The following is a 12831-nucleotide window of genomic DNA, read 5'->3' as shown; positions in this document are numbered from 1 at the left end:
GACGTCGAACACTCGCCGCCTCCCTCTTGTTTGGACCCAGGGCTAACGAACGGAAGAGCAGTTTGGTTTCTGACCGGACGGAAATGGCCTGCGCGCAGTCTCGAGAGCGCCAGGCGCGCAGGTTCCGTCGCCTCTAGTCGCCGCGCGATTGCGCCTCGCCGGCCGATCGCACCAACTGCACGAACTCCGCCCGGATGCCGAACGGGTCTTCGCCGCGTGCGCCCTGCGCCAGGCTCGCCACGTCGTTCCAGCCGTAGCCGGCGTCAACGCGCGGATCGGCCTTCAGGAGCTGACCGAAAGCCGCGACAGCAAGCGCCCAACGGGTCGCCTCGGGGGCGGCCTGCACGGTCGGGTAGGAGTCGCGCACCCCGATGGGTCGCTCGATGAGCTTCGAGGCGCCCGCTCCCGGCAACTTGTAACGAACTTTCAGGTAGGCGAGCTCGCCGGCCGCAGCGGGCGCCGCTGAAGGCCGTGCGGCCCCGTAGCGCAGGGGATCGCTGGAGCCGGGCGCGCCGACCGGGGTGATCTCGTAGAGCGCGGTGACCGAGGCGCGAGACCCGACTTCGCCGGCGTCGACCTGGTCGTTGTTGAAGTCCTCTCGCTGCAACATCCGGGTCTCGTAGCCGATCAGCCGGTATTCGCTGACCGTCGAAGGGTTGAACTCGACCTGGATCTTCACGTCGTCGGCGATCGGGAACAGCGAACTGGCGAAGTCGTCGCGCAGCAGTTTGCGGGCCTCGTTCAAGGTGTCGATGTAGGCGGCGGTCCCGTTGCCGTTCTGGGCCAGGGTCTGCATCATCACGTCGTTGTAGTTGCCGCGCCCGAAGCCGTAGACCGACAGGTAGGTCCCTTCCTTGCGCTTGGCCGTGACCAAGTCCTTCAGCTTGGCGGGATCAGCGACCCCGACGTTGAAGTCGCCGTCCGTCATCAGGATCACGCGATTGACGGACTTGGGGTCGAAGTTCTGCTTGGCGAGGTCATAGGCGAGCTTTAGCCCCTCGCCACCCGCCGTCGACCCGCCGGCCCGCAGCGCGCCCAGCGCGCAGCGCACCTTCAGCTTGCTGCGTCCATCGGTGGGGGCGAGCACGGCGCCGGCCGAACCGGCATAGGCGACGATGGAGACCCGGTCCTGCGGCCGCAGCTGATCGACCAGCAGGTTCAGCGACTTGATCGCCAGCGGCAGCCGGTCCTGGCCCCACATCGAGCCTGACGTATCGACCAGGAACACCAGGTTCAGCGGCGGCTCTGACGTGCGCGGCAGGTCATACCCCTGCAGTCCGATGTGGACGATCTGGCGATCCTTGGCCCAAGGCGAGGGGGTCACCGCGACATAAGGCCGGAACGGCGTCGCACGGTCGCCGGGCTTTGCGTAGCCGTAGTCGAAGTAGTTGATGAGCTCCTCAACCCGGACAGCGTCACCGGGGGGCCGGGAGCCGTCATTCAGGAACCGCCGGACATTGGCGTAGGAGGCGGTGTCGACATCGACCGAGAAGGTGGAGACCGGCTCTTCGGCTGTCCGCTTGATCGGGTTGGCCTGGACGCCAGGATAACGTTCGGTGTCCATCGGCGGGCGGGCCTGGCCGGTGACGACGATGCTGGGCCGTGAAGGCGGAGCCGGCGCTGCGAGGTATGCCTCGGATTGTTCGATCCGCTTCTGCACCGGCGGCACGGGCAGGGGCGGGATCTGCGCTACTGGTGAAGGCGGAGGCGGGGGAGCAGGCATTCCCCCGCGATAGGCCTGGCGAGGCATGCCGCGCGTGTAGTCCTGAGCTTGCGGAAAGCCGAGCGCCTCGCAGGCGGCGGGGTTCGGCGCGCCGTCGCGCACGACGGGTTGGGCTATTCCCGGTGCGGCCGGGGCGGCGATCATGCCTGCAAGCCCAAGGATGGAGACGCTACGCAACATCTTCTGCACCGGCATGACGAAGCTCCTGGCTAGTTCATGGTGCAGCTTGGCGCGCCGCGTGAGGCGAAATGTCGGCGTGATCGCGGCCCGCGCGCGGCATCACATCCGCGTCAGTCTGATGAGAATGGCTCTCAGAAGCGATTGCATCTCAGGATCTTCGTGCTAGTGCGACCAAGTTGCAGAAAGCTTGAGTTTAAGGGGATTGTTTTGATTACGCCGATTGCCCGCGCCCTGATGCGAACCAGCGCGGGTGTTTGCCTCGCCTTTTCCGGCGGCGCCGCTTTTGCCGAAGTCGAATCCGAGGATCGCCGCAAGGCTCCGCCCGCCCGCGCGTTCAGCGTGGCGAGCGCCGCCGTCGACGCCAATGACAGCGCCGTCGATCTTGAGGGCGTGGTCGTTACCGCCGCAGGCTTCGAGCAGAAGATCGTCGATGCTCCCGCCAGCGTGACCGTGATCTCCCGCACCGAACTCCAGCAAATGCGCGCCACCAACCTGGCCGAAGTGCTCTCGACCGTCGAAGGCGTCGACGTCGGCGGCGCGGTCGGCAAGACCGGCGGCCTCAACATCAACATCCGCGGCATGGGCAGCGACTACACGCTGATCCTGATCGACGGCCGCCGCCAGAACACGGCCGGCAGCGTCACGCCGAACGGCTTTGGCGAAACCTCCACCAGCTTCCTGCCGCCGGTCAGCGCGATCGAGCGCATCGAGGTCGTGCGCGGCCCGGTCTCGACCCTCTACGGCTCGGACGCCATGGGCGGCGTCGTCAACATCATCACGCGCAAGGTCGGCGAGACCTGGGGCGGCTCGGTCACGCTGGACGGCACGATCCAGGGCGATGACGAGTTCGGCAACATCTACGGCGGCAACGTCTACGCCAGCGGCCCGCTGGTTCCCGGCCTGCTGGGTCTGACCCTGCGCGGCTCGTTCGTGGACCGCGAGGCCTCCGGCCTGACGTTCGAGAACGTCAACGGCGTGCCGACGCCGGTGACCGGCTTTGGCCGCAGCTCGACGAAGAGCGAGATTCGCGGCTACGGCGCGCGCCTCAGCTGGACCCCGATCGACAGCATGGACTTCTGGCTGGACGCCGATGTCGGGACCCAGTGGTACGACAACTCCAAAGGCCAGATGGGCACCAACACCCTCGCCGGCGGCTATGCCAACGCCTTGGAGTTCAATCGCCAGCAGTACGCCTTGGCGCACAATTGGCGCCTGCCGTTCGGCGTCCTGGAGAGCAACCTCTCGCGCGGGATCACCGAGACCAAGGGCCGGATCATTCCGCCCGGCGTCGCGGGCGCCGGCGGTGCGCGGACCTTGGAGTCGACCAACACCATCTTCGACACCAAATTCTATTCGCAGTGGCGCAATCACACCTTCACGGTGGGCGGCCAGTACTGGGACGCCGAAATGGTCGATGGCGTCGCGCCGGGCAATTTCGAGCACCAGCAGTGGGCGATCTACGCCGAGGACGAGTGGCGCTTCACCGAGAACCTCGCCCTGACCGTCGGCGCGCGGCATGACGACCACAGCACCTTCGGCGGCCACTTCAGCCCCCGCGCCTATCTGGTCTGGAACCCGAACGAGCATTGGACCTTGAAGGGCGGCGTCAGCCAGGGCTTCAAGACCCCGCGTCTGGAGCAGCTGGCCAGCGGCATCAACGGCTTCGGCAACCAGGGGCGCCTGCCGCTGCTCGGCACCCCGACCTTGATGCCGGAAACCAGCACCAGCAGCGAGATCGGCGTCTACTATGACAGCCTGGAAGGCTTCTCGGCCAACCTGACGGTCTTCGACAACAAGTTCGAGGACAAGATCGCCACGGGCCAACCCGTCTCCAACTGCAGCGCCGGCCTGACTCTGGCCCAGTACAACTCCGGGGCCGGCCGCCCGGCCGGTTGCATCGATGTCGGCTTCTTCCCCGGCTTCCCGACGTTCGGTCAGAGCGTGAACATCGACGAAGCCGTGACCCGCGGCGTCGAGATGGCGATGCGTGCCCGCTTCCTCGAGGATTGGACGCTCTCGGCCAACTACACCTACACCGACAGCGAGCAGAAGAGCGGCGCGTCCGCCGGCCAGAAGCTGACCGACACTCCTGAGCATATGGCCAACGCCGACCTGCGTTGGCAGGCGACGGATCGCCTGACCACCTGGCTGCGCGGCGAGTACCGCAGCGAGCGGTTCCGGAGCGATGCGCCGGCACGGGCCGCCCTGGGCGACTTCAAGGCCTACAGCCTCTTCCACGTCGGCGGATCGTTCCAGGTGACCGAGCGCGTGACGGTGAACGCCACGATCTACAATCTGCTGAACAAGGACTTCGTGCGCCTGCTGCCTTACGGCACGCCGGTCGCCTATGGGGCCGAGTACACCAATAACCAGGAGCCGCGGCGCCTGTGGCTTTCGGTGAAGGTCGACTTCTAGTCGCCCAGCCCGCCGAGACGGACATGAAGAAGGCCGCGCCCTCCAGGGCGCGGCCTCCGATGTTTCCGGACGCTGGCTAGTGCTTCAGCGCGTCGCGGGCGGCGTCCTTGATGTCGCCGACGCCCTTCTGGATCTTGCCCTCGGTCTTTTCGACGGCGCCTTCCGCTTCGAGCTCGCGGTTGCCGGTCGCCTTGCCGGCGGCCTGCTTGACGGAGCCGGCGGCTTCCTTGGCGGCGCCTTTGATTTGATCTTTGTGCATCACGTACTCCTCACAACTGTGGGGAGGACTACGCGGGGCGAGGCGGATCGTTCCGAAGCTTGGCTTTGCGCCGGGGCGCCTCTGCGCCCAAATCAACGAGCCGACAGCGCGCGCCGGCGGCCTCGTTTCCGGTGATTCGTGCGGCGCTTTTTCTTCGGACGTCGCGGCTCGTTCGTCCCGCCGCATTGCGCCAAGGGCTTGCGGCGGCTATCTCCCTCACCGAATTCCCTGAACTTTTCGGCAGAGCGAGCGCGGACGCCTCATGGCGCAGCAGTATATTTTCCAGATGCAGGGCCTGACCAAGGCCTATCCCGGCGGCAAGAAGGTGTTCGAGAACATCTGGCTGTCGTTCTACTCGGACGCCAAGATCGGCGTCGTCGGGGTGAACGGCTCGGGCAAGTCGACCCTGCTGAAGATCATGGCCGGGATCGACAAGGAATTTAACGGCGAGGCCAAGGCGGCCGACGGCGTGAAGATGGGCTACCTGCAGCAGGAGCCGCACCTCGACGAACAGCTGAACGTCTGGGGCAACGTCATCGCCTGGTGCGAAGAGAAGAAGATCTTCGACCGCTACAACGAAATCGCCGCCAAGCTGGGCGAGGACTATTCCGACGAACTCATGGAGGAGATGACCACCCTCCAGGAGAAGATCGACGCCGGGGACCTGTGGGACATCGACAGCCGCGTCGAGATGGCCATGGACGCCCTGCGCTGCCCGCCGAACGATTGGCCGGTGGACAAGCTGTCGGGCGGTGAGAAGCGCCGCGTGGCGCTGGCCCGCCTGCTGCTGTCCAAGCCGGACATGCTGCTGCTCGACGAACCGACCAACCACCTGGACGCCGAGTCCGTGGCCTGGCTGCAGCATCACCTGGAAGCGTTCCCGGGCTGCGTGATCCTCGTCACCCACGACCGCTACTTCCTGGACCAGGTCACCAAGTGGACCCTGGAACTCGACCGCGGCAAGGGCCACCCGCACGAGGGCAACTACTCCAGCTGGCTGGAAGCCAAGACCAAGCGGATCGTTCAGGAGCAGTCGGAGTCCGAGGCCCGCCAGCGCGCCATGACCCGCGAACTGGAATGGGTCCGCTCGGGCGCCAAGGCCCGCCAGGCCAAGTCCAAGGCCCGTCTGGCGGCCTATGACGACATGGTGCGCGAACAGGAGAACTCGCGCCAGGCGCAGAGCTTCTCGACCATCCAGATCCCGCCTGGCCCGCGCCTGGGCAACCTGGTCATCGAGGCCAAGGATCTCTCAAAGGCCTACGGCGACAAGGTGCTGTTCGAGAACCTCTCGTTCAGCCTGCCGCCGAACGGCATCGTGGGCGTCATCGGGCCGAACGGCGCCGGCAAGTCGACTCTGTTCCGGATCATCACCGGGCAGGAGCAGCCGGACAGCGGCACCTTCCGCCTCGGCGAGACCGTGAAGCTCTCCTACGTGGACCAGAGCCGCGACGCGCTCGATCCGGCCAAGACCATCTGGCAGGAGGTCTCCCAGGGCCTGGACATCCTCACGGTCGGCAAGCGCGAGATCAATACGCGCTCATACGTAGGCTCCTTCAACTTCAAGGGCGGCGACCAGCAAAAGAAGGTCGGCCTGCTGTCGGGCGGTGAGCGCAACCGCGTCCACCTGGCCAAGACCCTGACCACCGGCGGCAACGTCATCCTGCTCGACGAACCGACCAACGACCTGGACATCGAGACCCTGCAGAACCTCGAAGAGGCTCTGGAGGAATTCGCCGGCTGCGCCGTGGTCATCTCCCACGACCGCTGGTTCCTGGACCGTCTGGCCACCCACATCCTGGCCTTCGAGGGCGACAGCCACGTCGAATGGTTCGAAGGCAACTTCGAAGCCTACGAGGAAGACAAGAAGCGCCGCCTGGGCGCCGACAGCCTGATCCCGCACCGGATCAAGTTCCAGAAGTTCACGCGCTAGGCGCGAGCTTCATCCAATCGATCGGGCCGGCGGTGACGCCGGCCCGTTTTCGTTCGGGCCTAGGCGGCGCGGCCCACCACGACGCCGGTCATGCTGATGGCGCCCAGGTCGATCGCGTCGTTGAAGAACCGCACCTCGTCGTCCTGTCCCTGCGCGCCCAGGACGTAGAGCAGCGGCAGGTAGTGCTCGTCGGTCGGTATCGAGAGGCGCGCGTCCTGGCCAAGGCTCATCCAGTCGATCAGCGGCGCGTGGTCGTGGGCCGTGATCAGGCCTTTGACCGTCTCGTTGAAGCGGTCGGCCCAGTCGAGCGGCTCGGCGCTTTGGGCGCGGATCGCCAGCCGCAGGTTGTGCACCCAGTCGCCCGAGCCGACGATCAGCACGCCCTCGTCGCGCAGTTCGGCCAGCTTGCGGCCCAGCTCGTAGTGGAAGGCTGGCGGCTGGCGCAGATCGATGGCCAGCTGCAGCACCGGAATGTCCGCTTGCGGGAACATGTGCATCAGCACCGACCACGCGCCGTGATCCAGGCCCCAGTCATGGTCGTGGCGAACGGGGACGGGCGCGAGCAGGTCGCTCACGCGCTCGACCAGCCAGGCGTCGCCCGGGGCCGGGTAGTGGATGTCGTAGAGCGGTTTCGGAAAGCCATAGAAGTCGTGGATGGTCCGCGGCTGGCTCATCGCCGTGATCGCGGTCTCCTCGACATACCAGTGGGCCGAGACGCAGAGGATCGCCTTGGGGCGGGGCAGGCTGGCGCCCAGATCGCGCCAGGTCTGCGCATAGTCGCCGCCGAGGGCGTTCATCGGGCTGCCGTGGCCGACGAAGATCGCCGGCATGTGGGGGACGCGTTCGCTCATGACGCCCTTCTAGATCGGTAGAGCTTCGCCGCTCGTCAATCGGCCGCGTCAATCTCGCGCAAACGGGGGGCCTCATCCAGCGATGCTCTGAACGAATGCCGCTACGGCGCGGTCGCCTCTCAGCCGTTGGATCGACGTGGCCGGCGCCAGTGTCGCCAGGCGGCGCTCCAGGTCGGGCCGCCCCTCGCGCTCGAAACTCCAGATGTCGGCCAACATTTCGCGACTGGGCGTATCGCGGCAGCCGGCCGGCAGATCGGCTCGCGCCGCTTGTCTTGGATCGATGCAGCGGGCGAGCGCGCGGGCCAGCGCCCGCCAGCGCGGCTGCTCAAGCCAGATGACGTGTTCGGCGCGGGGCAGGGTGATGTCGCCGACCAGCGAGAGGAAGGCTCCGTCCACGATCCAGGCGTCACCCGCGAGCGCCTCGGTCACGCGCCGCCGAAACGTCGCGGCGTCGCCGTGAACCCAGCCGGCGCCGTAGTAGAGCGGATCGAGATGCACGACCGGCAGACCGAGGCGCGCGCCCAGCATCCGCGCCAACCTGGACTTACCGCACCCCGAGTTGCCAAGGATCACCATGCGGCGCATGACGGCCTCCCTGCGCCTTGGCTATAGGACGCGCAGAGTTCGGAGAACCCCATGACCGACGCCGCCCGCCCCCTCGTCCTGATTTCCCACCAGATGCTGTCGCCGGTGCAACAGGCGCTGGAGGCGGCGGGCTATCTGGTCGCGCGGCGCTGGGAGCTGGAGCCGGGCCAGGCCGAACAGGTGACAGCGATCGTCCATGCCGGCGAGATTCCGCTCAGCCACGACTTTCTGCAGAGCCTGCCGAAGCTCGGGCTCATCGCCAATGTCAGCGTCGGCTACGATGGCGTCGATGTGCCTTGGTGCCGGGCCCGCGGGATCGAAGTCAGCCACGCCAAGGGGCTGAACGCCGACGATGTTGCAGATCACGCCATCGGCCTGCTGATCGCCGGTTGGCGCAACATCGTCGCCGGCGATGCGGTGGTGCGCGGAGGCGGCTGGCGTGACGATCCGCGGGTCGGCAACCGGCCCGGGCTACGCGGCCGCAAGCTGGGCGTCATGGGCCTGGGCGCGATCGGCGAGGCGGTCGCCGTGCGCGGCGTGTCGATGGGCATGGAGATCGCCTGGTGGGGCCCGCGCGAGAAGCCGGACGCACCCTGGCCGCGGGCCGAGAGCCTCGTGCAGTTGGCGCAGGCCAGCGACATCCTGGTGGTGGCCTGCCGTGCCGACGAGAGCAATCGCAAGGCGGTGAACCGGGAGGTCCTCGACGCCCTCGGATCGCGGGGCATGGTGGTCAACGTCGCTCGCGGCTCGGTCATCGATGAAGATGCGCTGATCGCGGCGCTGAAGGAGGGGCGGCTTGGGCGCGCCGCGCTCGACGTGTTCGAAACCGAACCGACGCCGGCGTCGCGCTGGGCCGACGTGCCCAATACGGTGCTGACGCCCCATAGCGCCGGCGGCACGGTGGATTCCATTCCGCGGATGGTCGGTCAGGCGCTTGAAAACGTGCGGCTCTTCGTGGCCGGACAACCGGTCATGAGCCCGGTCTAACCGCACGCGGGACGCTGTGGTATAAGCGCTGGCGAACGCTCCAGGCAACTTGACATAAAGACATAAAGATATCTTTATGCGCCCATGACGCTCTCGACGAGTCAGGCGGTGGATATCTTGCGCGCGGCGGGCGAGCCCACGCGCCTTCGCATTCTCGCGCTGCTGTCTGGTGAAGAGCTGGCGGTGCTGGAGCTGTGCCGGGTTCTGGACCAAAGCCAGCCGCGCGTCTCGCGGCATTTGAAGCTTCTGGCCGAGGCGGGTCTGGTCGAGCGGTTTCCGGACGGAGCCTGGGTTTTCTACCGGCTCGTGAACAGCGGCGACGCTCGGCACCTGACTGATGAAGCCTTGAAGCTGGTGGATCCCAGCGATGAGGTCATCGTCCGCGATGCCGTGCGCCTGCAAGCCGTTCGCGGCGAGCGCTCGACCGAAGCGGGCGAGTACTTCGCGCGCAACGCCGCCCGTTGGGACGAAATTCGCTCTCTCTATGTGGCCGAGAACGCGGTCGAGGCGGCGATCCTCGAAGCCGTCGGGCCTGGCCCCTTCAAGCGGCTGGTCGACCTGGGCTCGGGCACGGGCCGAATGCTGACCTTGCTCGGCCCCCACGCGGACGCCGCGATAGGGCTCGATCTCTCCCAGCAGATGCTGAACATCGCCCGCAACCATGTCGCCGAGGCGGGGCTCGAAGGCTTCGAGCTGCGTCATGGCGACATTTTCGGCACACGCCTTCCGGGGCAGAGCGCCGACCTCGTCGTCGTCCACCAGGTTCTGCATTACCTGGCCGACCCTGCCGCGGCGGTTCGCGAAGCGGCGCGCCTGGTCGCCGAGGGCGGTCGCCTGCTGATCGTCGACTTCGCACCCCACACCCTGGAATTCCTGCGCGAGCAGCACCAGCACCGGCGCCTCGGCTTCGCCGAGCCGGAGATGGCGCGTTGGCTGGGAGAGGCAGGGCTTTCCAACATCCGCGTAACGGCGCTGCCCCCAGCCAGGGCTGAAGGCCTCACCGTGAAAATCTGGGTCGCCGAGCGCGGCCGCATGCCCCAAAGGAGCGCCGCATGAGCCCTCATGAAACTGCGCTCGGACCTGTCGCCCGCGCCGCCGCTGGAAACACGCGCCGCCCGTCCGTGTCGTTCGAGTTCTCCCCGCCCAAGACGCCGGAAGCCGAGGTGAGCCTGTGGGAGGCGATCCGCCGGCTCGAGCCGTTGAATCCTTCGTTCGTCTCCGTCACCTATGGCGCTGGCGGCTCCACGCGTGACCGCACGCACCGCACGGTCGTCAGGATGTTGAAGGAGACGACCCTAAAACCTGCCGCTCATTTGACCTGCGTCGAGGCTTCGAAGGCCGAAGTCGATGAGGTCGTGCAGGCCTATTGGGACGCGGGTATCCGCCACATCGTCGCCCTGCGCGGCGACCCGCCCGGCAACATCGGCGGGGTCTATGCGCCGCGCGCCGACGGCTACCTGAACGCTACGGAACTGACCGCCGGCATCAAGGCGGTCGCGCCATTCGAGGTCAGCGTCAGCCTCTATCCGCAAATCCATCCGGAAAGCCCGTCGATCGATCACGATATCGAGGTGCTGAAGGCCAAGATCGACGCCGGGGCGACCCGCGCGATCACCCAGTTCTTCTACGACATCGACGCCTACCTGTTCTTCATGGACAAGCTGCGCAAGGCCGGCGTGACCATCCCAGTTTCGCCGGGGATCATGCCGGTGTCGAACTACAAGGGTCTCAAGAAGATGGCCGGCCCGGTAGGCATCCCGCTGCCGGCGTGGCTGGGGAACCTGTTCGACGGCCTGGACAAGGACCCGGAGACCCGCAAGCTCATCGCCGCTTCGGTGGCGTCCGAGATGTGCGTGCGTCTGGCCGAGGAAGGCTATTCAGATTTCCACTTCTACACGCTTAACCGCGCAGACCTAGTCTATGCGATCTGCCGGGTCCTCGGCGTGCGCGAGGCGCCGACCGAGCCCAGCGAGGTGGCGGCGTGAAGGCGCTCCTGACCATCGCCCTGCTGGCTTCGGCCGCGCCGGCGCTCGCCCAGTCGCCGGCCAACTGGAGCGCGCCGACGAAGCCGTTCCGCATCGCGGACAACCTCTATTATGTCGGCACCGAAGGGCTCACCTCGTTGCTGCTGACGACGCCGCAGGGCCACATCCTGATCGACGGCGCCGTGCCGAGCGCGGCCAAGGGCATCGAGGCGAACATCACGGCCCTGGGCTTCAAGCCATCGGACGTGAAGATCCTTTTGAACAGCCACGCCCACTTCGATCACTCCGGCGGTCTCGCTCAACTGAAGACCGACACCGGAGCCATGCTGGCGGCGAGCGGCCCGGACAAGGCCGCGCTGGAGAGCGGGACCTATCCCGGCTCAGAGGAACGCAGGGACCTCGATTTTCCGCCGGTCAAGGTCGATCGGGTCCTGAAGGACGGCGAGAAGGTGGCTCTGGGCGGCGTCGTGCTGACGGCGCACCTGACGCCTGGCCACAGCGCTGGCTGCACGACCTGGACCTTTCCGCTGAAGGTGGACGGAGCCGTGCGGCAGGCCGTCTATCATTGCAGCACCAGCGTGGCGCTGAACCGCCTGGTCTCCAAGGACAAGGGGCCGCAGTACCCCGGCATCGTGGGCGACTACCAGGCGACTTTCGCCAAGCTGAAGACCATCAAGGCCGACGTCTTCCTCGCGCCGCACGCCGAGAGCTTCAAGTTGGCCGACAAGCGCGCCCGGCTGGGCGCCCAACCCAATCCCTTCGTCGATCCGACCGAACTTCAGGCGGCTGTCGCCAGTTCGGAGCGGGACTTCAAGAAGGCTCTCGCCAAGCAGCAGGAGGCTGCCCGATGACCGCACGTCAGGACCGTATCGCGGCGCTCAAGCAGGTCGCCAAGGAGCGCATCCTCATCCTCGACGGCTCGTGGGGGGTGATGATCCAGAAGCGCGGCCTGGACGAGGCCGACTACCGCGGTGAGCGCTTCGCTGGGCACAAGTCGGAGCTCAAGGGCAACAACGACCTGCTGTGCATCACGCGGCCGGACATCATCGGGGACCTGCACGACCAGTACTACGCCGCCGGCGCCGACATCTCTGAGACCAACACCTTCTCGGCGACCACGATCGCGCAGGCTGAATACGAATGCGGCGAGGCGGTCTACGATATCAACTTCCTGGGCGCGAAGATCGCCCGCGAGCGCGCCGACGCCTGGACCGCGAAGGAGCCGCACAAGCCGCGCTTCGTCGCCGGGTCGATCGGCCCGCTGCCCAAGATGCTGTCGATGTCCTCGGATGTGAACGACCCGGGCGCTCGGCTCGTCACCTTCGACGAGGTCTACCAGTCCTATCGCGAGCAGATGATCGCGCTGCATGACGGCGGCGTGGACATGTATCTGATCGAGACCATCACCGACACGCTCAACTGCAAGGCCGCGATCAAGGCGATCCTCGACCTCGAAGACGAGGGCTACGAGCCGCTGCCGATCTGGATTTCCGGCACCATCACCGACCGCTCGGGCCGGACGCTGTCGGGCCAGACCGTCGAGGCGTTCTGGAACTCGGTGAAGCACGCCAAGCCGTTCGCCATCGGACTGAATTGCGCGCTGGGCGCCGATCTGATGCGGCCGCACATCGCCGAGCTGGCGCGGGTGGCCGACACCCTGGTCTCGGCCTATCCGAACGCCGGCCTGCCCAACGCCATGGGCGAATACGACGAGCAGCCGCACCAGACTGGCCACCAGCTGCACGAATGGGCCGAGCAGGGCCTGGTCAACATCCTGGGCGGCTGCTGCGGCACGACGCCTGACCACATCAAGCACGTCGCCGACGCCGTCGCCGGCCTGACGCCCCGCCAGCCGCCCGAGCGGCCGAAGGCGATGCGCCTCGCCGGCCTCGAACCGTTCGAGCTCGCCTAGGTCC

11 protein-coding genes are annotated in these 12831 nt (G+C 66.9%); 7 read left to right on the top strand and 4 right to left on the bottom strand.

Translation table 11 applies throughout. The annotated features are described in order from the left end of the window. Positions 1-133: 133 nt before the first annotated feature. Positions 134-1918, bottom strand: coding sequence for a VWA domain-containing protein (locus ASC79_RS11085; protein WP_056015846.1), 1785 nt, complete (start codon positions 1916-1918; stop codon positions 134-136). Positions 1919-2110: 192 nt separating this feature from the next. Here ASC79_RS11085 and ASC79_RS11080 point away from each other — a divergent pair, with 192 nt between their 5' ends. After that, a complete protein-coding gene (locus ASC79_RS11080) occupies positions 2111-4318 on the top strand; it encodes a TonB-dependent receptor domain-containing protein (protein ID WP_200937165.1) in 2208 nt (735 codons plus the stop codon). Positions 4319-4394: 76 nt separating this feature from the next. Here the strand turns inward: ASC79_RS11080 and ASC79_RS11075 are convergent, their stop codons facing one another. Next, a complete protein-coding gene (locus ASC79_RS11075) occupies positions 4395-4577 on the bottom strand; it encodes a CsbD family protein (protein WP_056015843.1) in 183 nt (60 codons plus the stop codon). Positions 4578-4839: 262 nt separating this feature from the next. Between ASC79_RS11075 and ettA the strand changes: the two genes are divergently transcribed. After that, the gene (ettA, locus tag ASC79_RS11070) at positions 4840-6507 is read left to right on the top strand and encodes an energy-dependent translational throttle protein EttA (RefSeq protein ID WP_056015840.1); all 1668 of its coding nucleotides are present in this window, start codon (positions 4840-4842) and stop codon (positions 6505-6507) included. A 59-nt stretch (positions 6508-6566) separates the two neighbouring features. On the opposite strand, the gene ygiD is transcribed toward ettA, so the two are convergent. Both ygiD and ASC79_RS11060 read right to left on the bottom strand, forming a co-directional pair. After that, the gene (ygiD, locus tag ASC79_RS11065) at positions 6567-7358 is read right to left on the bottom strand and encodes a 4,5-DOPA dioxygenase extradiol (RefSeq protein ID WP_082532077.1); all 792 of its coding nucleotides are present in this window, start codon (positions 7356-7358) and stop codon (positions 6567-6569) included. 72 nt (positions 7359-7430) lie between these two features. After that, positions 7431-7943, bottom strand: coding sequence for an AAA family ATPase (locus ASC79_RS11060; RefSeq protein WP_156378237.1), 513 nt, complete (start codon positions 7941-7943; stop codon positions 7431-7433). A gap of 51 nt (positions 7944-7994) precedes the next feature. Between ASC79_RS11060 and ASC79_RS11055 the strand changes: the two genes are divergently transcribed. The 5 genes from ASC79_RS11055 to ASC79_RS11035 all read left to right on the top strand — a co-directional run bounded on the left by ASC79_RS11055 (position 7995) and on the right by ASC79_RS11035 (position 12827). Next, complete coding sequence (locus ASC79_RS11055) at positions 7995-8930, top strand: 2-hydroxyacid dehydrogenase (RefSeq protein ID WP_056015834.1); 936 nt, start codon at positions 7995-7997, stop codon at positions 8928-8930. An 84-nt stretch (positions 8931-9014) separates the two neighbouring features. Next, positions 9015-9986, top strand: a complete 972-nt coding sequence (locus ASC79_RS11050; protein WP_056015831.1) for a metalloregulator ArsR/SmtB family transcription factor — start codon at positions 9015-9017, stop codon at positions 9984-9986. Further along, positions 9983-10915 (top strand): methylenetetrahydrofolate reductase [NAD(P)H], encoded by a 933-nt coding sequence (gene metF / locus ASC79_RS11045; RefSeq protein WP_056015828.1) that lies wholly within the window; start codon positions 9983-9985, stop codon positions 10913-10915. The genes ASC79_RS11050 and metF overlap by 4 nt, the downstream gene beginning before the upstream one ends. Continuing rightward, entirely contained in the window at positions 10912-11766 is an 855-nt protein-coding gene (gene bla / locus ASC79_RS11040; protein WP_056015823.1) for a subclass B3 metallo-beta-lactamase, read from the top strand. The genes metF and bla overlap by 4 nt, the downstream gene beginning before the upstream one ends. Then, positions 11763-12827, top strand: coding sequence for a homocysteine S-methyltransferase family protein (locus ASC79_RS11035; RefSeq protein WP_056015820.1), 1065 nt, complete (start codon positions 11763-11765; stop codon positions 12825-12827). The genes bla and ASC79_RS11035 overlap by 4 nt, the downstream gene beginning before the upstream one ends. The last annotated feature ends 4 nt before the right edge of the window (positions 12828-12831 follow it).

The organism is Phenylobacterium sp. Root1290, assembly GCF_001425305.1.
GTDB lineage: Bacteria > Pseudomonadota > Alphaproteobacteria > Caulobacterales > Caulobacteraceae > Phenylobacterium.
Note: the sequence above shows the minus strand (reverse complement) of the source record. Positions and strands in the feature narration are given on the sequence as shown.

Excerpts from the sequence above, each read along its gene's own strand:
- ettA (WP_056015840.1), top strand. The coding sequence starts at position 4,840 with ATGGCGCAGCAGTATATTTTCCAGATGCAGGGCCTGACCAAGGCCTAT.
- ASC79_RS11050 (WP_056015831.1), top strand. The coding sequence starts at position 9,015 with ATGACGCTCTCGACGAGTCAGGCGGTGGATATCTTGCGCGCGGCGGGC.
- ASC79_RS11075 (WP_056015843.1), bottom strand. The coding sequence starts at position 4,577 with ATGCACAAAGATCAAATCAAAGGCGCCGCCAAGGAAGCCGCCGGCTCC.
- ASC79_RS11085 (WP_056015846.1), bottom strand. The coding sequence starts at position 1,918 with ATGCCGGTGCAGAAGATGTTGCGTAGCGTCTCCATCCTTGGGCTTGCA.
- metF (WP_056015828.1), top strand. The coding sequence starts at position 9,983 with ATGAGCCCTCATGAAACTGCGCTCGGACCTGTCGCCCGCGCCGCCGCT.
- ASC79_RS11035 (WP_056015820.1), top strand. The coding sequence starts at position 11,763 with ATGACCGCACGTCAGGACCGTATCGCGGCGCTCAAGCAGGTCGCCAAG.
- ygiD (WP_082532077.1), bottom strand. The coding sequence starts at position 7,358 with ATGAGCGAACGCGTCCCCCACATGCCGGCGATCTTCGTCGGCCACGGC.
- ASC79_RS11055 (WP_056015834.1), top strand. The coding sequence starts at position 7,995 with ATGACCGACGCCGCCCGCCCCCTCGTCCTGATTTCCCACCAGATGCTG.
- ASC79_RS11060 (WP_156378237.1), bottom strand. The coding sequence starts at position 7,943 with ATGCGCCGCATGGTGATCCTTGGCAACTCGGGGTGCGGTAAGTCCAGG.